19 protein-coding genes and 1 pseudogene are annotated in these 19,219 nt (G+C 71.4%); 15 read left to right on the forward strand and 5 right to left on the reverse strand.

The window, feature by feature from the left end; genetic code table 11:
• Nucleotides 1-236, forward strand: a pseudogene (locus tag PV766_RS21765) (cytochrome ubiquinol oxidase subunit I); the annotation flags it as partial.
• A gap of 105 nt (nt 237-341) precedes the next feature.
• Nucleotides 342-1,538, forward strand: coding sequence for a Fic family protein (locus tag PV766_RS21770; protein ID WP_255161114.1), 1,197 nt, complete (start codon nt 342-344; stop codon nt 1,536-1,538).
• Between the two features lie 16 nt (nt 1,539-1,554).
• Here the strand turns inward: PV766_RS21770 and PV766_RS21775 are convergent, their stop codons facing one another.
• On the reverse strand, nt 1,555-1,779 hold the full coding sequence (locus tag PV766_RS21775; protein WP_255161115.1) for a DUF2188 domain-containing protein: 225 nt from the start codon (nt 1,777-1,779) through the stop codon (nt 1,555-1,557).
• 153 nt (nt 1,780-1,932) lie between these two features.
• On the opposite strand from PV766_RS21775, the gene PV766_RS21780 reads away from it, so the two are divergent.
• Both PV766_RS21780 and PV766_RS21785 read left to right on the forward strand, forming a co-directional pair.
• On the forward strand, nt 1,933-2,988 hold the full coding sequence (locus PV766_RS21780; RefSeq protein ID WP_421097865.1) for a tyrosine-type recombinase/integrase: 1,056 nt from the start codon (nt 1,933-1,935) through the stop codon (nt 2,986-2,988).
• A gap of 97 nt (nt 2,989-3,085) precedes the next feature.
• Complete coding sequence (locus PV766_RS21785) at nt 3,086-4,507, forward strand: NAD(P)/FAD-dependent oxidoreductase (protein WP_064065558.1); 1,422 nt, start codon at nt 3,086-3,088, stop codon at nt 4,505-4,507.
• 72 nt (nt 4,508-4,579) lie between these two features.
• Here PV766_RS21785 and PV766_RS21790 read toward each other — a convergent pair whose 3' ends face one another.
• Both PV766_RS21790 and PV766_RS21795 read right to left on the reverse strand, forming a co-directional pair.
• On the reverse strand, nt 4,580-5,029 hold the full coding sequence (locus PV766_RS21790) for a PaaI family thioesterase (protein WP_421097866.1): 450 nt from the start codon (nt 5,027-5,029) through the stop codon (nt 4,580-4,582).
• A 171-nt stretch (nt 5,030-5,200) separates the two neighbouring features.
• Entirely contained in the window at nt 5,201-5,674 is a 474-nt protein-coding gene (locus tag PV766_RS21795; protein WP_421097867.1) for a hypothetical protein, read from the reverse strand.
• 100 nt (nt 5,675-5,774) lie between these two features.
• Here PV766_RS21795 and PV766_RS21800 point away from each other — a divergent pair, with 100 nt between their 5' ends.
• Nucleotides 5,775-6,512, forward strand: a complete 738-nt coding sequence (locus PV766_RS21800; protein ID WP_421097868.1) for a rhomboid-like protein — start codon at nt 5,775-5,777, stop codon at nt 6,510-6,512.
• Nucleotides 6,513-6,654: 142 nt separating this feature from the next.
• Here the strand turns inward: PV766_RS21800 and PV766_RS21805 are convergent, their stop codons facing one another.
• Entirely contained in the window at nt 6,655-7,371 is a 717-nt protein-coding gene (locus PV766_RS21805) for a hypothetical protein (RefSeq protein ID WP_421097869.1), read from the reverse strand.
• A gap of 194 nt (nt 7,372-7,565) precedes the next feature.
• Between PV766_RS21805 and PV766_RS21810 the strand changes: the two genes are divergently transcribed.
• The 7 genes from PV766_RS21810 to PV766_RS21840 all read left to right on the forward strand — a co-directional run bounded on the left by PV766_RS21810 (nt 7,566) and on the right by PV766_RS21840 (nt 14,863).
• The gene (locus PV766_RS21810; RefSeq protein WP_421097870.1) at nt 7,566-8,984 is read left to right on the forward strand and encodes a FecCD family ABC transporter permease; all 1,419 of its coding nucleotides are present in this window, start codon (nt 7,566-7,568) and stop codon (nt 8,982-8,984) included.
• The gene (locus PV766_RS21815; protein WP_255161127.1) at nt 8,981-10,120 is read left to right on the forward strand and encodes a FecCD family ABC transporter permease; all 1,140 of its coding nucleotides are present in this window, start codon (nt 8,981-8,983) and stop codon (nt 10,118-10,120) included. Before PV766_RS21810 ends, PV766_RS21815 begins: the two co-directional genes overlap by 4 nt.
• The gene (locus PV766_RS21820; RefSeq protein ID WP_115311463.1) at nt 10,117-10,989 is read left to right on the forward strand and encodes an ABC transporter ATP-binding protein; all 873 of its coding nucleotides are present in this window, start codon (nt 10,117-10,119) and stop codon (nt 10,987-10,989) included. Before PV766_RS21815 ends, PV766_RS21820 begins: the two co-directional genes overlap by 4 nt.
• A gap of 78 nt (nt 10,990-11,067) precedes the next feature.
• Nucleotides 11,068-11,478 (forward strand): BlaI/MecI/CopY family transcriptional regulator, encoded by a 411-nt coding sequence (locus tag PV766_RS21825; protein WP_064065563.1) that lies wholly within the window; start codon nt 11,068-11,070, stop codon nt 11,476-11,478.
• A gap of 13 nt (nt 11,479-11,491) precedes the next feature.
• Nucleotides 11,492-12,442, forward strand: coding sequence for a M56 family metallopeptidase (locus tag PV766_RS21830; protein ID WP_115311464.1), 951 nt, complete (start codon nt 11,492-11,494; stop codon nt 12,440-12,442).
• Between the two features lie 71 nt (nt 12,443-12,513).
• Nucleotides 12,514-13,965: an NADP-dependent phosphogluconate dehydrogenase gene (gene gndA, locus PV766_RS21835; protein ID WP_421097871.1), complete on the forward strand. Its 1,452-nt coding sequence runs from the start codon at nt 12,514-12,516 to the stop codon at nt 13,963-13,965.
• A 4-nt stretch (nt 13,966-13,969) separates the two neighbouring features.
• Nucleotides 13,970-14,863 carry a DMT family transporter gene (locus PV766_RS21840; RefSeq protein ID WP_129978244.1) on the forward strand — a complete coding sequence of 298 codons (894 nt, stop codon included), beginning with the start codon at nt 13,970-13,972 and terminating at the stop codon, nt 14,861-14,863.
• On the opposite strand, the gene PV766_RS21845 is transcribed toward PV766_RS21840, so the two are convergent.
• On the reverse strand, nt 14,817-15,461 hold the full coding sequence (locus PV766_RS21845; protein ID WP_129978245.1) for a class I SAM-dependent methyltransferase: 645 nt from the start codon (nt 15,459-15,461) through the stop codon (nt 14,817-14,819). The genes PV766_RS21840 and PV766_RS21845 overlap by 47 nt on opposite strands.
• Nucleotides 15,462-15,765: 304 nt before the next feature.
• Between PV766_RS21845 and PV766_RS21850 the strand changes: the two genes are divergently transcribed.
• The 3 genes from PV766_RS21850 to PV766_RS21860 are packed head-to-tail and all read left to right on the forward strand — an operon-like array spanning nt 15,766 to nt 19,204.
• Nucleotides 15,766-17,154 (forward strand): hemolysin family protein, encoded by a 1,389-nt coding sequence (locus tag PV766_RS21850; RefSeq protein ID WP_115311465.1) that lies wholly within the window; start codon nt 15,766-15,768, stop codon nt 17,152-17,154.
• Entirely contained in the window at nt 17,151-18,269 is a 1,119-nt protein-coding gene (locus tag PV766_RS21855; protein ID WP_064065429.1) for a hemolysin family protein, read from the forward strand. The genes PV766_RS21850 and PV766_RS21855 overlap by 4 nt, the downstream gene beginning before the upstream one ends.
• Nucleotides 18,266-19,204, forward strand: coding sequence for a 3-methyladenine DNA glycosylase (locus PV766_RS21860; protein WP_421097872.1), 939 nt, complete (start codon nt 18,266-18,268; stop codon nt 19,202-19,204). Before PV766_RS21855 ends, PV766_RS21860 begins: the two co-directional genes overlap by 4 nt.
• Nucleotides 19,205-19,219: the final 15 nt, after the last annotated feature.

A 19,219-nucleotide genomic window follows, 5' to 3' on the forward strand; every position in this document is an offset into this window, starting at 1 on the left:
CGCCGCGGCACAACTTCACCGAGCTGCCGCGGATCCGCTCGGAGCGCCCTGCTTTCGAGCTGCACTACCCGCACATGATCGAGCGGATCCGCGCCGAATCACACATCTTTCCGCTCGGCATCGGACGCGAATCGCACCTCGCCGAGGACACCGCGCACCGCAGTGAGCATCCGGGTCCGGCGCCCCGCGCCGCCTCGGCGCACGGCTCGTCGGACGCAGAGCGAGACTTCCGGTGAGCGACTACGACCCGCCCGGCGGCACCGCCGCCTGGAGCCCGGGATCCGGGCTTCCATCCGCACCATACCATCGGATCAACGACTATCCGATGGTATGGTGCGGAGATGGCCTCGCCTGACGTCGCTTCCCGGTGGCCTGCCGTCGCCTACGAGCAGCACCCCTGGAGCAGCGGCGACACCTACGGCTCGCGCCGGGAACGGCGCCTCACCACCGGCCCCTACCGGGCCGCCGTCCCTCCCTTCATCGCGCACCGGCCCGTCCCGCTCGGCGGCGACCTGCAGGCACTGACCGAGGACGCGGCGACGGAACTGGCCCGGTTCGACGTCGAGGTCGGCCATATCACCGCCCCCTTCGCCTCCATCCTGCTGCGCACCGAGAGCGCGTCGAGCTCCGAGATCGAGAATCTCTCCAGCGGCGCCCGGCAGATCGCGCTGGCCGAACTCGGCGAACACGCCTCCCGCAACGCCCGGCTCATCGTCGGCAACGTGCGCGCGATGCGCGCGGCGCTGGAGCTGTCCGATGCCATCGACGCCGCCGCGATCCTGCGGATGCACCACGCGCTGCTCGAACACGACGACCCGGCGATCGCGGGCCGGTGGCGGCAGCAGCAGGTGTGGATCGGTGGCGGCAGCCTGGGCCCGCACACCGCGCAGTTCGTGCCCCCGCACCACGAGCGGGTACCGGAGCTGATCGACGATCTGGTGGTCTTCACCGGCCGCGACGATCTGCCGGTGGTGGCGCAGATCGCGGTCGCGCACGCCCAGTTCGAGACCATCCACCCCTTCCCGGACGGCAACGGCCGCGTCGGACGGGCGTTGATCCAGGCGATGCTGCGGGGCGGGCAGCTCACCCGCAGTGTCGCCGTACCGGTCTCCGCGGGACTGCTGCACAACACGGCGGAGTACTTCGCGGCGCTCGGCGCCTACCGCGCCGGCGATGTCGAACCGATCGTGCGGTCCATCGTGGACGCCTCGTTCGCGGCGGTCACCAACGGCCGCACCCTCGTCGCCGATCTCGAGGCGGTGCGGGACGCCTGGCGGAGCCGGGTGACGGCCCGGCGGGACTCGGCGGTGCACCGACTGGTGGACGTGCTGCTGCGGCAGCCGGTGATCGACAACCGCACGGCCGCGTCCGCTCTGTCGGTGACCGGCGCCAACGCGCAGATCGCGATCGACCGGCTGGTGGACGCGGGGGTTCTCACACAAATCACCGAGGGTCGCCGCAACCGCCTCTGGCAGGCGAAGGACGTGGTGCGGGTGCTCGACGAGTTCGCCGCGCGCGCCACACGCCGCCGCGGCTGAGCCGGCCGGAACCGGTTCAGCCCGGGATGTCGCGCGGATCGTGGCCGTAGGTGTTGCGTTCGCCGATGCTCCCGTCCAGGTTGTGGACGAGATGTTCGACCTTGCGTCGGCGCGCTTCGTCGCGGCCGGCCGCGACGGCCTCCTCGCGCGTGGTGTAGGTGCCGAGCAGCTCGCTCGAGCCCTCGATCCGGTTGTGCCAGGATCCGTCCTGGTGGAACGTCTCGACGTCACCTGCGGGCATGGCGTGCTCCTCTCCTCGACGGGCCTCGTTCGTCGCGTACCCGGCGACGAGCCCACCCGAACCTCGAACGCGTCCCGGTCTCCGCTGTCCCGTCGGTTCCTGCTGTCACACTGGACTCGCACATCTGTACGAGTGGTTCACGGGAGGAGCATCGTGGCGGGCAGCGCGACCGAACCGGGATTGTCGGACTGGATCGGGTCGTATCTGGAGACCCTGCAGACGGCGAAGCGGTCCCCGCACACCGTCAAGGCGTACCGGCTCGATCTGTACGCGGTGCGCGCCCACCTCGCCGACGTGGGCGGGATTCCGGAGGAAACCCTGGCGCTCGGCGACGTGACGGTGCGACGGTTGCGGTCGGCGTTCGCGGCGTTCGCCGCCGAGCGGCAACCGGCGTCGGTGCGCCGCGCCTGGTCGGTGTGGAACAACTTCTGCAACTTCCTCGTCTCCGAAGGAGTCTCGGAGGGCAACCCGATGGCGTCGATCGCGCAGCCGAAGAAACCGCAGCACACCCCGAAAGCGTTCTCCCCCACCGCGATCACTCAGCTCGTCGACACCGTCACGATGGAGGCGCAACGCCCGGCCGAATCGGCGCGGGACTGGCCGCAACGGGATCTGGCGCTCATCGCCACCCTGCTGCTCACCGGCATCCGCTCGGACGAGCTGATCCGCCTCGATGTGGGCAGCATCCTCGGCGGCCGGGAGGCCCCGGTGCTGCGGGTGCTCGGCAAGGGCGCGATCGAACGGGAGATCCCCCTCGAGGACAGTTGGACGGCGATCGTCTGCGCCTATCTCGAGGAACGCTACGCGCGCTTCCCCGCCGCACGGCGCCGCACCCGCGACCGCGACGAGCTGCCGGTGTGGGAGCGGCACGATCCGACCGATCCGCTGTTCGTCGGCGCGGACGGCAGACGCATCACCCGCGGCACCCTGCAGTACCGGGTGCGGCGCATCTACCGCCGCGCGGGCATCGAATCGGAACGCAAACGCGGGGCGCTCGCCCACGCGCTGCGGCACACCTTCGCGACGAGCCTGGCCGACAGTGGCGCGACGATGGTGGAGTTGCAGCAACTGCTCGGGCATCGCTCGTTGCAGACGGTGCAGGTGTACACCTCGGCGACCGACGACGCGGTGCGGCACGCCGCGCGGCACAACCCCGTCTACGGGCTGCTCGGCCCCCGGCGCGAGCCGAGCGGCGACGGGCCGGACTAGCCCGCTGGGGGCCGGTGGGCTCCTCGGTTGCGCTGTGGGCGGGCGCGGCAACTGCAAGACTGGGGATCGATCCATCCGGCAACGTGAAGGAGCATCCATGAGCATCGAGCAGACCGAACCCCGCCGTCATCGAGTGGTCGTGATCGGATCCGGATTCGGAGGGCTGTTCGGAACCCAGGCCCTGGCTCGTGCCGATGTGGACGTCACGGTCGTGGCGCGCACCACCCACCATCTGTTCCAGCCGTTGCTGTATCAGGTGGCGACGGGCATCCTGTCGGTCGGCGACATCGCCCCCGCGACCCGCATGGTGCTGCGCAAGCAGAAGAACGCGCAGGTGCTGCTCGGGGACGTCGAGAAGATCGACCTGGAGAACCGGACGGTGACCTCCCGCTTCCTCGAGCGCTACACCACCACCCCCTTCGACAGTCTCATCGTCGCCGCCGGGGCCGGCCAGTCCTATTTCGGCAACGATCAGTTCGCCGAGTTCGCGCCGGGCATGAAGACCATCGACGACGCCCTGGAATTGCGGGGCCGGATCCTCGGGGCGTTCGAGCAGGCCGAACTGTCGCACGATCACGAGGAACGCGCCCGGCTGCTGACCTTCGTGGTGGTCGGCGCCGGCCCGACGGGTGTGGAGCTCGCGGGGCAGATCGCGGAACTCTCGCGCCGCACCCTCAAGGGCACCTTCCGCAACATCGATCCGACGGAGGCGCGGGTGGTGCTGCTCGACGGCGCCTCCGATGTGCTGCCGGTCTACGGCGGCAAGCTCAGCCGCAAGGCCCGCAAGACCCTCGAGCGGCTCGGGGTGGAGATCCAGCTCGGGGCGATGGTCACCGACGTCGACGCCGACGGATTGACGGTCAAGGAGAAGGACGGTTCGCAGCGGCGCATCGAATCGCAGTGCAAGGTGTGGTCGGCGGGTGTGGCGGCCAGCCCGCTCGGCAAGCAGCTGGCCGAACAATCCGGGGCGCAGATCGACCGCGCGGGCCGGGTGGAGGTGCTGCCGGATCTGACGCTGCCCGGGTATCCGAACGTGTTCGTCATCGGCGACATGATGTCGCTGAACAAGCTGCCCGGTCTGGCACAGGTGGCGATGCAGGGGGGCAAGTACGCGGCCCGGCAGATCATCGCCTCGCTCGGCGGCGCCGATCCGACGCATCGGGAACCGTTCAAGTATTTCGACAAGGGCAGTATGGCGACGATCTCGCGGTTCAGTGCGGTCGCGAAGGTCGGCAAGCTCGAGATCAGCGGGTTCCTGGGCTGGGTGGCGTGGCTGTTCATCCACCTGCTGTATCTGGTGGGGTTCTCGTCGAAGGTCTCGACGCTGCTGTCGTGGGCGCAGGCGTTCTTCTCCGCCGGCCGCAACGAGATGGCGGCCACCGAACAGCAGGTGTTCGCCCGGATGGCGATCGAGCACATGCGGGCGGAAGGCCCGAACGAGGCCTCCGAAGCGGCGGAGGAACGGTCCGCGCAGACGTCGGCCGCGCAGGGCCGGGGTGGGGCGCAGGCCGCGGGCTGACGCTGTTCGCTCCGGCCGGGACTTCTGGTTCCGGCCGGAGCCGTCGATCTGCGGTGTCGGGTGGGCGGGCGGTCAGTGCCCGATGCGGTCGGCGTCGGTGATGTTGGCGAGTCGCACCTGTCCCTGCGCGACGAGGCGGTCCTGCTCGTCGACGATCTCCACGCGCCACACCTGCTGGGTGCGGCCGCGGTGCACGGGGGTGCCGGTGGCGGTGAGGACACCGTCGCGGGTCGCGCGGAGGAAGTCGGTGTTGTTGTTGACCCCGACGACATTGCCCTTGTCCCCCAGCCAGGTGGCGCCGGCGACACTGGCGACGGTTTCGATCACCGCGCAGTACACACCGCCGTGCACGATGCCGTAGGGCTGGTGCTGCGCCGGGGTGATGGTCCAGCGGGCCCGCGCGAAGTCGGGGCCGAGCTCGACGAACTCGAGACCGAGGGCGGTGTTGAAACCGGTCTCGTTGGCGGTGTTGATCGACTGCACATCGTGCTGCGCCGACGTGGAGGTGGACTGGTCGCTCATACGGGCTTTCCCTTGTTCGTGCGTGCGGTCGACCGGCCGCCGGGACAGGTGGCCGTCGAACGATGGTAGGACATGGCGGTTTTCGGAAGGTCGCGCCCGACCCCGGTGCGGTCCCCACATCGTTCGTCCGTCGACGCTGCGCCCAGTGCAGGCGATCCGCTCACGGGAAGGTCACCAGGAGCGCGTACGCGACGATGGAGTAACCGTCGGAATCGGTCCGTACCGGTGCACGGCCCTGGCCCCTTCGTACTCGACGCCGTACCAGCCCGCATCCTCGGTGGGGATCCTCCTCGTCCGTTGGATCACCGGGTGACGTTCGGCGACCAGCACTCGACCTTCGGGCCGGGTGCGGTAGACCATCCACAGGTAGCGGTCCCACACCAGATGCCCCGTCAGCACGACATCTCCGAGGGTGTCGAGCTGCGGCGGGAGCACGGTGGTGACGCCGTGACCGAGATGGGCGAGCAACTCGACGCGATCGTCGACGGTGATCTGCTCGACGCGGGCGGGAATGTCGCGCACGAGTTCGCGAATGCAGTCCGTCGCGCCGGGCGTGGTCCAGTAGGTGGTCGGCCGACACACCTGCCCGGGGGTGGGTTGATCGGGCCACGGTTCGAGGTCCTCGATCATCCACAATGTGGTCACCGGTCGATCATCACACTGCCCGGCGAGACCGGCCATCCCCTGACATGCGCCGGTCCGGTCCGGCGACACCGATGTCCCGCCGCGGCGCCGCATACGGTCGATGACGTCGACGAGCATGCCCCGGGCCGCGCGGACGTTTGTGCGGCGAGCTCCCGGGACCTACATCTGGCTGGGTGTGCTGCTGGTGACGTCGGTGGTGACGAGACGACTTCCCGCCGGCGATCTCGAAATGCTGCTCGGGAATCGGTCCACCGATCTGCACCATCCGGCCGAGGACCCGGTCCGGGTGCTGGTGTCGAGCGCCTTCCGGCTCGCCGGCGGCGGATGGTTCACGTACTTCGTCGTATACACCGTCTTCCACGTGCCCGCGGAACGCTGGCGCGGGACGTTCCGGTGGCTGTGCGTGGTGGTGACCGCGCATGTCGGTGCGACCTATCTCAGTGAGGGGGCCCTGTACTGGGCGATCCGCCGGGGCGACGCACCGGCGTCGGCGGTGGACACCCTCGATTACGGGGTGAGCTACGCCCTGGCCGGGGTGGTCGCCGTGTCGACCTACCGGATCGCCCGGCCGTGGTGTTCGTTCTACCTCGCCGCGGTCCTCGCGTTCTACGCGGTGCCGCTGTTCGTGGACCTGACCTTCACCGCGGTCGGGCACTTCACCGCGGCGCTGCTCGGGCTGGGCTGCTGTCCGCTGGTCCGGTCGCGTCCGGGCACCTGGTCGCCGGTCGCGGCGGTGCGCAGGATGCGGACGGCACGGCCCGGCGCTGCGCTCGACCGCCCGGGCCGGGTCGGCGGTCGCGGGAGTGGCGGCGACAGCGACAGGACAGCGCGCGGATAGTCGACAACGGGGGCGGGGACTTGTGGCTCCCGGGTACACGACGGCGGGCCTCACGTGATCGTGAGGCCCGCCGCGGGAAGGGACCGGGAGTCACTGCAGCCCTCAGGACTCCGCTGCGGTCCGGCAGTCGGAACGACTTTGATTATAGGGAAGGCTGCCCTAATCCAGCAAGGCCCCGGACGGGACGGCCGACGGCGACGAAGGCGTCGAGCAACGCCTGGCCGCGGCGCGCGGCGGTGCGCCGGGACGCGCCGCCGAGCACGGGCAGCCGGTCGGCGCCGGTGACGACGGTGCGGCCGACGATCGCCCAGAACCGGGACCGGTCGAGCGGGGCGAGGGCGCGCAACGCGAGATGGACGGCGGTCAGGGCGGTCGTGGCGCGGTGCGCGGTCCACACCGCCATCGCCTGCTCGCACGGCAGCACCACCACGTCGCGTTGCCCGGCGGCGCGGTCGTCGGGCAGCACCCGCAGGGTGTCGTCGGCGAGGCCGGCCCAATCGATGCAGCCGTCGCTGTCCTGGTGCAGCCACAGATTGTCCAGTCCGGGATCCCAGACGCGGCCCTCGAGGGCGTAGGGGGCCAGGACGCGGCCCACGACGGCGTGGATGAGAGCACCGGCGACCTGCTCGACGGCGATGCGCGGATCCTCGGTGTCGAGCAGGGCGCGGTCGTAGAGCGCCTCGATGCGCTGCTGCCGTTCACCGCCGCCGAGGAACCACCAGCGGCGACGGGGTTCTTCGTCGATACAGGCCACCGCGTAGACGCGGGGGGCTCCCGCGGCCAGTGCGCGCAACCGGGCGCGCGTGTCCTCGAACGGGCGGACGGGTGCCGCCGTGGGCGGCAGCAGCAGCGTCGTCATCCGACACCTCCTGATCGACGGTCAACTTTGATTAGGCAAGCCTAACCATTGCATCCCGGGGTGGTGTGCGCAACCCCATCCCCTCCTCCCGCCGAGACATAGGATTCCGTAACCTAACTCCGACGGCCTTCGCGTCCCCACGATCGCGACGACCCGAACCGCACCACCGCCTTCCCGAGGAGCAGCTCGCGCCCGTGACCGTCACCCCTCACCCCCCACCGGACGCCGACGCGACCGCCCCGCCCCACGCGGGCCGCCGGATCGCCGCCCTCTCGTGCGACCTCGCCCTCCTCGCCCTGCCCCTGCTCGTCGGCGCCCTGGTCGTCGACACCCTCGCCGACGCCAAGGGCGGCGGCCAGACCGACCGCATCGTCTTCGGCGGCGCTGCCCTGGTCGCCGCCGCCGGGCTGCTGTGGTGGAACCACGGCTACCGCGCCGGCCGCACCGGACAGAGCCTGGGCCTGCAATGGACCGGTCTCGTGCTGCGCGACCCGGCCACCGGCGGACCGGTCGGCACCCGCCGCGCCCTGCTGCGCCGTAGCACCGAGATCGTCACCGAACGCCACGCCCGCCACGACGACTTCACCCCGCGCCCCACCGACGGCAGCGTCGCCGCCCTGCGCCGCCGCCGCCTGCTCGGCCTGGCCGCCCTGACCGTGCTGCTCGTGCTCGGCGCGCTCGCCAGCATCGCCGTCGGTGCCCGCCCGATGAGCTTCGCGGAGGTCTTCCACGCCCTGGTCGTCAACGACGGCTCCGACACCGACGTGATCGTGCACTCGCTGCGCATCCCCCGCACCCTGCTCGCGCTGCTGGTCGGCACCGCCCTCGGCGTCGCCGGTGCCCTCATCCAGGGCCACACCCGCAACCCGCTCGCCGACGCCGGTCTGCTCGGCATCAACGCCGGCGCCGCCTTCCTGGTGGTGCTGTCGATCTACCTGTTCGGGCTGAGCAGCCCGGCGCAGTATCTGTGGTTCGCCTTCGCCGGCTCCGCCCTCGCCAGCATCGTGGTGTTCGGCGTCGCGTCCATCGGCAACGGCCGCTCCAGCCCGCTGAGCCTGGCGCTGGCCGGCGCGGCCGTCGCGTTCTTCCTGCAGGCGATGATCCAGACCATCGTGCTGCTCGACCAGACCAGCCTCGACGGCTACCGCTTCTGGGTGGTCGGCTCCGTCGCCGGCCGCGGCATGGACGTCTTCTGGCAGGTGGCCCCGTTCATCGTCGTCGGCCTGCTCGTCGCGCTCGCCTCCACCCCGGCACTGAACCTGCTCAGCCTCGGCGAGGACGTCGCCCGCTCGCTCGGCACCGATGTCGTCACCACCCGGGTGATCGGCATCGCCGCGATCACCGTGCTCACCGGCGCCGCCACCGCCGCCTGCGGACCCATCGCGTTCGTCGGGCTGATCGTCCCGCACATCGCCCGCGCGGTGACCGGCCCCGACTACCGCTGGCTCGTCCCCTACGCCGGGCTGCTCGGCGGGGCGCTGCTCGTCCTCGCCGATGTCGTCGGCCGCATCGTGGTGCGCCCCGGCGAACTGCAGGTCGGTATCGTCCTCGCCCTCATCGGCGCCCCCTTCTTCATCGCCCTCGTCCGTCGCCGGAAGCTGGTGGCCCTGTGAACGACACCCCCACCCCCGCGCTCGCCCCGGACGAGCCGGCCACGACGGGCCGGCGCCGCTCGCCCGTCCAGGTCTCCACCCGCGTGCCGGGCCGGCCCGCCTTCCGCCTCGGCTCCGTCTCGGTCGTCTGGCGCGCCCGCATGGTCGTCGTGTGCGCGCTGCTCGTCGTCGCCACCGCCGTGCTGCTGTCGATCTCCCTCGGCCGCGGCGACTACCCGCTCAGCCCGCTGCAGGTCGTCGAGGTGCTCCTCGGCGGCGGCGAACGCCTCGACCGGTTCATCGTGTTCGACCTGCGGCTGCCGCGCGGCATCGCCGCCGTCGTCGTCGGCGCCGCGCTCGCCGTCTCCGGCGCCATCACCCAATCCGTCTCCCGCAACGCCCTGGCCAGCCCCGACATCCTCGGCATCACCGCCGGCGCATCCGCCGCCGCGGTCGCCCTGATCGTCGTCACCGGCGGCGGATCGATCGTCGGACTGCTCGCCACCCTCGGCCTGCCACTGTCGGCGCTGCTCGGCGCGCTGCTCACCGCCGCCGCCATCTACGTGCTCGCCTGGCGGCGCGGCGCCGACGGCTTCCGGCTCGTGCTCATCGGCATCGGTGCCAACGCCATGCTCATCGCCCTGACCCAGTGGATGCTCGTCTCCGCCGACATCAACGACGTCAGCCGCGCCCAGGTGTGGCTGACCGGCTCGCTCAACGGCGTGTCGTGGAGCCAGGTCGTGCCCGCCGCGATCGCCCTGCTCCTCGTCGGCGGCTGGGCCGCCACCGCCTCCTTCACCGTCGGGGCGCTGCGCCTCGGCGACGACACCGCCCGCTCGCTCGGCGTGAAACTGCAGACCCAGCAGGCGCTGCTGCTCATCGCCGCGTGCACGCTCGCCGCCGTCGCCACCGCCGCCGCCGGCCCCATCGGCTTCGTCGCCCTCGCCGCCCCGCAGATCGCCCTGCGGCTGGTCGGCTCGGCGGGCAGCCCGATCGTCGCCTCCGCCCTGACCGGGGCGCTGTTCGTCGTCGCCGCCGACCTGATCGCCCGCACCATCCTGCCCGTGCCGCTGCCCGTCGGCCTGGTCACCTCCGCGCTCGGCGGCCCCTTCCTGCTGTACCTGCTGGTGCGTTCCAACCGAAAGGTCTCCCGATGACCGACACCCACCCGACCCCCGCCCCGGCGCCCGGACGGATCGAGCACGCCGCGCCACGGCTGGTCGCCGAGCACATCGGCCTCGGCTACGGCGACCGGCTCATCGTCGACGACCTGGACCTGGCCATCCCCACCGGCGTCGTCACCACCGTCATCGGCCCCAACGGCTGCGGCAAATCCACCCTGCTGCGCGCCCTGAGCCGGCTGCTCGAGCCCCGCACCGGCACCGTGCTGCTCGACGGGCACGACATCACCACCCTGCGCACCCGCGAGGTCGCCCGGGTGCTCGGCATGCTGCCGCAGGCCCCCCTCGCCCCCGAAGGCCTCACCGTCGCCGACCTGGTCGCCCGCGGCCGGCACCCGCACCAGTCCTGGTTCCGGCAGTGGTCCTCCGACGACGAGGACGAGGTCGCCGTCGCCCTCGAACGCACCGGCATCGCCGACCTCGCCGACCGGCCCATCGACGAACTGTCCGGCGGGCAGCGGCAACGCGCCTGGATCTCCATGGCGCTCGCCCAGGGCACCGACATCCTGCTGCTCGACGAACCGACCACCTATCTCGACCTGGCGCACTCGGTGGAGGTCCTCGACCTCGTCGACCGGCTGCACAGCGAACTCGGCCGCACCGTGGTGATGGTGTTGCACGACCTGAACCTGGCCGTGCGCTACAGCGACCACCTGGTGGTGATGAAGGACGGCCGCGTCGTCGCCTCCGGTGTCCCGTCCGAGGTGATCTCCGTGGAACTGCTGCGGGAGGTGTTCGATCTCGACGCCTCCGTCATCGACGATCCGGTCTCCGACCGGCCGCTGATCGTGCCCATCGGCACCCGCCACGTCTACGGCGCCGCCGGAGGTCCCCACCGGGCGTGACCAGGATCCCACCCCAGGTCAATCCCTACGACCAGGGGTAGTACGCACACTCGTCGGAGAAATCCGTAGAATCGACCCATGGCAGCACTCGGCGAACTCGAACGCGCAGTGATGGACCACCTGTGGTCCACCCCCGAACCCCAGACCGTCCGGCAGGTCCACGAGGCCCTCTCGGCCCACCGCAATCTCGCGTACACCACCGTCATGACGGTCCTGCAGCGCCTCGCCAAGAAGAACCTCGTCATCCAGCAACGCGACGACCGCGCCCACCGCTACCTGCCGGTGCACGGCCGCGACGAACTCGTCGCCAGCCTCATGGTCGACGCCCTCGACCAGGCCGACGAGACCGCCGGTCGCGCCGCCGCCCTCGTCCACTTCGTCGGCCGCGTCGGCGCCGACGAAGCCGCCGCCCTGCGCGCGGCGCTGGCGAAACTCGAAGCGCACCACGGCGACGACAGCACCGGCCACGACACCGAGCGGGCCGGCTGACACACTCGATGTCATGAACGCGACCACGGCGCTGTTCTTCGGAACCACAGCGCTTCTCCTCGCCGGACCGGTGCCGGGGCTGCTCGCCCGCGCCACCTGGCCGCACCGCAACCCCCGGGCCGCCCTGGTGCTGTGGCAGTCCGTGGCGCTGGCGGCGGTGCTCTCCGCGTTCAGCAGCGGTCTGGCCATCGCGGCCCGACTGCTCGCCCCCGGCGCCGACGGCCGCCCCACCACCGGCCCCCTCGAAGAGATCGACGCCCTCGGTCTGCCCCTGTGGCTGACCTACATCGTCGTGTTCGCCCTCACCGTGTTCATCGGTGCCCGCCTGATCTTCTCCGTACTGCGCGTCGCGGTGCGCACCCGCCGCCGCCGCTCCCGCCACCGCATGCTCGTCGACCTGCTCGACCGCCGCGAGAGCGGCGCCGCCGTCCGCCGCCACCCGCACGTACGCATCCTCGACACCGCCGACCCCATCGCCTACTGCCTGCCCGGGCTGCGGCACCGCGTGGTGCTCAGCGAAGGCACCCTCGACAACCTCGGCGACGACGAACTGCGCGCGATCCTGCGCCACGAACACTCCCACCTGCGGGCCCGCCACGACCTCATCCTCGAGGCGTTCACCGCCGTCTACGAAGCGTTCCCCCGCGTCGTGCGCTCCGGCTCGGCGCTCGGCTCGGTGAAACTGCTCGTCGAACTGCTCGCCGACGACTCCGCCGTCCGCAAGACCGGCCCCGCCCCCCTCGCCCGCGCCCTCGTGGCGTGCGCCGGCGCCCACACCCCCACCGGTGCCCTCGCCGTCGGCGGACCCAGCACCGTGCTGCGCGTGCAGCGACTCACCGGACCCGGCCCCCACCTCGGGATTTCCGCCGCCGCCTACACCGCCGCCGCCGCGATCCTCGTCGTACCCACCATCGCCGTAGCGGTGCCCTGGCTCACCGAACTGTCCCTGCTGCTCGGCCGCTGAGCCCCGACACGCCGCCCCGCTCGGCCCGCCCCGATTTCGATCGGCCCCCTTTTCGGGGGAAGCTGTAGACCATGACCGTCGAACGCACCGAAACACCGCAGGCCCAGATCGGCGTGACCGGACTGGCCGTGATGGGCTCGAACATCGCCCGCAACTTCGCCCGCCACGGCTACACCGTCGCCCTCCACAACCGCAGCATCGCCAGGACCGACGCGTTGCTCGCCGAGCACGGCGACGACGGCACCTTCGTCCGCACCGAGACCATCGACGAGTTCGTCGCCGCCCTCGAGAAGCCGCGCCGCGTCCTGATCATGGTCAAGGCCGGCGACGCCACCGACGCGGTCATCGACGAGCTCGCCGACGCCATGGAACCCGGCGACATCATCATCGACGGCGGCAACGCCCTCTACACCGACACCATCCGCCGCGAAGCCGCCCTGCGCGCCCGCGGCCTGCACTTCGTCGGCGCCGGCATCTCCGGCGGCGAGGAAGGCGCCCTCAACGGCCCGTCCATCATGCCCGGCGGCCCCGCCGAATCGTACGAAGCGCTCGGCCCGCTGCTCGAAACCATCGCCGCCCAGGTCGACGGCACCCCCTGCTGCACCCACATCGGCCCCGACGGCGCCGGCCACTTCGTGAAGATGGTGCACAACGGTATCGAATACGCCGACATGCAGCTCATCGGCGAGGCCTACCACCTGCTGCGCGACGCCCTAGGCTACGACGCCGGGCAGATCGCCGACGTCTTCGCCGACTGGAACACCGGCACCCTCGAGTCGTATCTCATCGAGATCACCGCCGAGGTGCTCCGCCAGACCGACGCCGCCACCGGCCGACCCCTCGTCGACGTCATCGTCGACGCCGCCGAACAGAAGGGCACCGGCCGCTGGACCGTCAAGGCCGCCCTCGACCTCGGTGTCCCCGTCACCGGCATCGCCGAAGCGGTCTTCGCCCGCGCCCTGTCCGGCTCCCGCGACCAGCGCGCCGCCGCCCGCGGTCTCGCCGCCGGCAACCTCGGCGCCGCCCCCACCGACGCCGCGCAGTTCACCGAGGACATCCGCGCCGCCCTGTACGCCTCGAAGATCGTCGCCTACGCGCAGGGCTTCGACCAGATCGCCGCCGGCAGCGCCGAATACGGCTGGAACGTCGACCGCGCCGCCCTCGCCACCATCTGGCGCGGCGGCTGCATCATCCGCGCCCAGTTCCTCAACCGCATCAAGGAGGCCTACGACGCCGACCCGGCCCTGCCCAGCCTGATCCTCGCGCCGTACTTCCGCGACGCCATCGAGGTCGGCATCGACAGCTGGCGCCGCGTCGTGGTCACCGCCACCACGCTCGGCATCCCGATCCCGGCGTTCGCATCGTCGCTGTCCTACTACGACGGGCTGCGCGCCGACCGGCTGCCCGCCGCCCTCACCCAGGGCCAGCGCGACTTCTTCGGCGCCCACACCTACGAACGCACCGACAAGCCGGGCAAGTTCCACACCCTGTGGAGCGGGGACCGCTCCGAAATACAGGCCTGACCCGATGACGGGCACGGCAGTCGCCGTCCTGTGCGCGCTCGCCGCCGCCGCGCTCGTCGCGGTCGGCAGTATCGCGCAACAGAGCTCGGCCGCTGCCGTGCCCGACACCGATTCCCTCGTCGGCTCCCTGCTGCGCAGCCCCCGCTGGTGGGCGGGCATCCTCGGCGACGGCGGCAGCTACCTGCTGCAGGTCGTCGCGCTCGCGTTCGGGTCCGTGCTGCTCGTCCAGCCCCTGCTGGTCGCGTCGCTGCTGTTCGCGTTGCCGCTCGCCGCCGCGACCACCGGCCGCCGCGTCACCCGCACCACCTGGCTGCTCGCCGGCGCGCTGTGCGCGGCGCTGGCGGTGTTCCTGCTCGTCGGCAACCCCACCGCAGGCAGCGGCGACCCGTCCGCCGCCCACTGGGCGCTGCCCCTCGGGGCGGTGCTCGCCGTCACCGCCGCCGCCGTCACCCTCGCCGTGCTCTCCCCACGGTTGCGGGCGCTGTCCTTCGGGATCGCCGCCGGCATCCTCTACGGGGTGACCAGCGCGTTCACCAAACACGTCACCGACCTCGCCGAACACGGCATCGGCCAATTGCTCGGCTCGTGGCAGACCTGGACGCTCGTCGCGGCCGGCGCCGCCGCGATCTACCTGCAGCAACGCGCCTTCCAGGCCGGATCGCTCACCGCCTCTCTGCCCGCCCTGACCGTCGGCGAACCCCTCGCCGCGATCGTGCTCGGCACGACCGTGCTCGGCGAACACCTCCGCGCCGACGGCCCCGCCCTGATCCTCGTCGGTGCCGCCGTCGCCGTGATGCTGGTGACCACCGTGGCGCTCTCCCGCGCCCAGGCCGCCGACACCCCCGCCGCGGCTACGCCCGTCCCAGCACTGCCACCAGAAACTCCGCATCGTCGCTGAACGGCCGCAGATCCCAGGTCGACAACCGCAGCTGCGCCGCCAGCCCCGCCGCGGCCGCGTCGGCGAAGAACGCCTCGAACCGGTAGTCGCGGCCCGCCCCGAATCCGATCACCACCCGGCCCTGCGGTGCCAGATGCGCCGCGAAATTGCGCAGCACCGCCACCCGCGTCGACGGCGCCACGAAGGTCATCACATTGCCCGCGCACACGATCACATCGAACTCGGCGGCGACCCCGCGGGACGGCAGATCCAGCTCGGCCAGATCCCCGACCAGCCACCGCGGCCCCGGATGATCCTCCTCCGCCGCCGCGATCAGCACCGGATCCACATCCACCCCCACCACCCTGTGCCCGGCCCGGTGCAGATACCCACCGAGCCGGCCCGGCCCGCACCCGGCATCGAGGATCCGTGCCCCGCGCGGCACCATCGCATCGATCAACCGGGCCTCCCCGACGGTGTCCTGCCCCCGGGCGGCCATGGTGCGGAACCGTTCGACATACCACGACGAATGCGCCGGATTCTGCGCCACCATCTCCTCCCACAGACTCGGCACCCGCTCCGCGCCGCCGCCGTGTTCCGGACCCTCGCCGCCGCTCATTCCCACTCCTTCGTCCCTCGACAACACCTGCTCGACCCTCACCGTAGGCGCCGCACCGTCGTCGGCACCGCGACACACGGCACCGGCCATCAGTAGAATCAGGACCCGTCGACACCACTTCCGGCAGGCGGACACCGTCCGCGACCGGACCCGACGAGAGGACACCGGTGCCCGCGGCACCCGCAGCCACCCCACCACCCGACACCACCTCCCCCGGCGCGGAGTGCGACTCCGGGTCGGAGGGATCCTCTACCGGGCCGGGTCCCCGACCCGGCCCCCGTTCCCCCCGGCAGGGCCGCCCCTGATGTCCGTCCTGCTCGACATCGCCGCCCTCCTCGGCTTCGTGGCGCTCACCGCCGGCACCGCCCTGTTCGTCGCCGCCGAGTTCTCCCTGACCGCCCTCGAACGCAGCACCGTCGACGCGCACGCCCACGACGGCGACCGCCGCGCCCGGCAGGTACAGCACGCGCACCGCACCCTGTCCTTCCAGCTGTCCGGCGCCCAGCTCGGCATCACCATCACCACCCTGATCACCGGCTATCTCGCCGAACCGATCCTCGCGCAGTTCTTCACCCCACTGTTCGACGCGCTCGGCCTGAGCACCTCCGTCGCCGCGACCGTCTCCCTGATCCTCGCGCTGCTCCTCGCCACGTCCTTCTCCATGGTCTTCGGCGAACTCGTCCCCAAGAACATCGCCATCGCCCGCCCGATGGGCACCGCCCGCGCCACCGCCGGCCTCCAACTGGCGTTCTCGCTGCTGTTCCGCTGGGCGATCCTCGGTCTCAACGGCGCCGCCAACCACATCGTGCGACGCCTCGGCATCGAACCCGCCGAGGAACTGCGCTCGGCGCGCTCCCCGCAGGAACTCGGCTCCCTGGTGCGCGCCTCGGCCCGCAGCGGCACCCTCGACGAGCACACCGCCCGCCTGGTCTACCGGTCGCTGCAGTTCGGGAACCGCACCGCCGAAGACCTCATGACCCCGCGCAGCACCGTCGAGAGCCTGGACCGGAACGCGACGGTGCTCGATCTCATCGAGTTGTCCGCCCGCACCGGCTACTCCCGCTTCCCGATCGTCGACGGCGACCTCGACGCCCCGCTCGGCGTCGTGCACGTCAAACACGCCTTCACCGTGCCCGGCCCGGCACGCGGCACCACCGCCGTCGGCGCCCTCGCCCGCCGCGTGCCCACCGTGCCGTCCAGCCTCGACGGCGACACCGTGATGGAACGGGTGCGCTCCGACGGCATGCAGGTCGCCCTCGTCGTCGACGAATACGGCGGCACCGCCGGCCTGATCACCATGGAGGACCTCGTCGAGGAGATCGTCGGCGACGTCCGCGACGAACACGACGAGACCGAACTCGACGCACACCGCGACGGGGACGGCTGGTCGTGCACCGGGCTGCTGCGCACCGACGAGGTGGCCCAGCTCACCGGTTATCACGCCCCCGACGGCGACTACGAAACCCTCGCCGGGCTGATCCTCACCGAACTCGGCCGCATCCCCGAGGTCGGCGACGAGATCCAGCTGCCGCTGCGCCGCGGCGAACGCGACCTCACCTGGTACGGGCGCATCCTCGACATGGACGGGCACCGCATCGACCGGATACTGCTCGTGCCCGGCGCGGCCCCCGAGGACGACCCCGCCGGTGACGACCCGGCCCCCGACACCGACGCGGGCGGGGCGCAGCGATGAACGACTGGTTCGCGATCGTCTTCGCCGTGCTGCTGCTCGCCGGCAACGCCTTCTTCGTCGGCGCCGAGTTCTCCCTCATCACCGTCCGCCGCGACCGGCTCGAGACGCTGCTCGCCCAGGGCAAGACCCGCGCCCGCACCGTCATCCGGGCCGGCGAACACCTCTCGCTCATGCTCGCCGGCTCCCAGCTCGGCATCACGATCTGCTCGATCCTGCTCGGCCGTGTCGCCGAACCGGCCATCGCGCACCTGATCGAGGTGCCCCTGCACGCGGTAGGGGTCCCCGACGCGCTGCTGCACCCGATCGCGTTCACCCTCGGGTTGACCATCGTGGTGGTCCTGCACATCCTGCTCGGCGAGATGGTGCCGAAGAACATCGCCATCGCCGGCCCCGAACGCGCCGCGATGCTCCTCGTGCCGATCCACCTGCTGTTCATGCGGCCCGCCCGGCCGGTCATCGCCTTCTACAATCTGTGTGCCAACGCCACCCTGCGCGCGGCGCGCATCGACCCGAAGGACGAACTCGACACCTCGGTGTCCGCGGTGGAGCTGACCGAGATGATCGGCGAATCCCGATCCGAGGGACTGCTCGACGAGGAGGAACACGAGCGCCTCACCCGCGCCCTCGCCACCGGTAGCCGCACCGTCGCCGACGTGATGATCCCCCTCGCCCGGGTGCGCACCGTGCCGCACACCGGGGCAGGCCCGACACTCGGGGATGTCGAGCACGCGGTCACCACGACCGGATTCTCGCGGTATCCGACCCGGCGTCCCGACGGCACGATCACCGGGTACGTCCACATCAAGGACGTGCTCGATCTCGTGCGGGAGCAGTCCACCGGTCCCGAGACCGTCATCCCCGCCGCGGTGATCCGTCCGCTGCCCACCATCACGATCGCCGACGGTCTCGACGACGCCCTGGGCGCCCTGCGACGCAGCAACGCGCATCTGGCCGGGGTGGTCGACACCACCGGCACGCTGCGCGGCATCGTCGCCCTCGAGGACCTTGTGGAAGAGTTCGTCGGGACGGTCCGCGACGCCACCCACCGGGTCGCGGACCCGCTGGGCAACCGGCCCCGCACGACCGCACCCCGATCGACCGAACGAGAATCATGACCCGCTCTCTCACCCCGACCGACCGTCCCACGATCCTGACCGAGGCGGAGTGGACCGCGCGGCGCGAGGAGCACCACACCGTCGTGGACGAGTTGCTCGACGGACATCTCGGGCGCCGTGCCACCGGTCGCACCCATCCGGTGCACGACTTCCTGTTCACCTACTACAGCCTGCGGCCGAATCAGCTGCGGCGCTGGCATCCGGGTTTCGGCACCGTGCTGCTCGGAGCGAGCGCGGTGCGCGCCTACCGGGACCATGCCGGCTACGAGCGGGTCGTGCACGACGGGGAGCCGGGGGTGCGGGTGGGCCGTGGGATGCTCGACCGGCGCGCCGGCGCCGTCGACTTCGTGGCCGGGCTGCTCGCCGCGACCGCCTCCCGTCCGCCGCAGCTGGGCTGCTTCGGCCTGCACGAATGGGCGATGGTCTATCGCACCGGCAGGGAGGGGGTGCGGCACGCGTCGGTGCCCTTGCGCCTCGGACACGACGGTACGGATGCAGTGATGGAATCAATGCAGTTGCGATGCACTCATTATGATGCGTTCCGGTTCTTCACCCCCGCGGCGGCGCCCCGCAACGCCGAGACTCTGACCCGCGACGAGCAGATCCGCACCGAGCAACCCGGCTGCCTGCACGCCGGGATGGACTTGTACAAGTGGTGCTACAAGTTGCTGCCGCTGACCGATTCGGCGCTGACGGTGCGGTGCCTGCGACACGCGGCCGCAGCCCGCGAACTGGACATGCGGGCGAGCCCGTATGATCTCGAGGACTACGGCTACTCGCCCATCAGGATCGAGACTGCCGCCGGACGCGCACAGTACGTCCGCGAGCAGTCGGCGCTCACCCGTCGCGCCGCAGCTCTGAGAGAAGAGCTGATGAATCGATGTACCGCCCTGCAGGCGCACAGAACCACTGCGTCCGTTACTACCGGCGGGTAACATAATCGACGATTC

Origin of the sequence: Rhodococcus sp. As11 (genome assembly GCF_048957735.1) — a bacterium.
GTDB lineage: Bacteria > Actinomycetota > Actinomycetes > Mycobacteriales > Mycobacteriaceae > Rhodococcus > Rhodococcus gordoniae.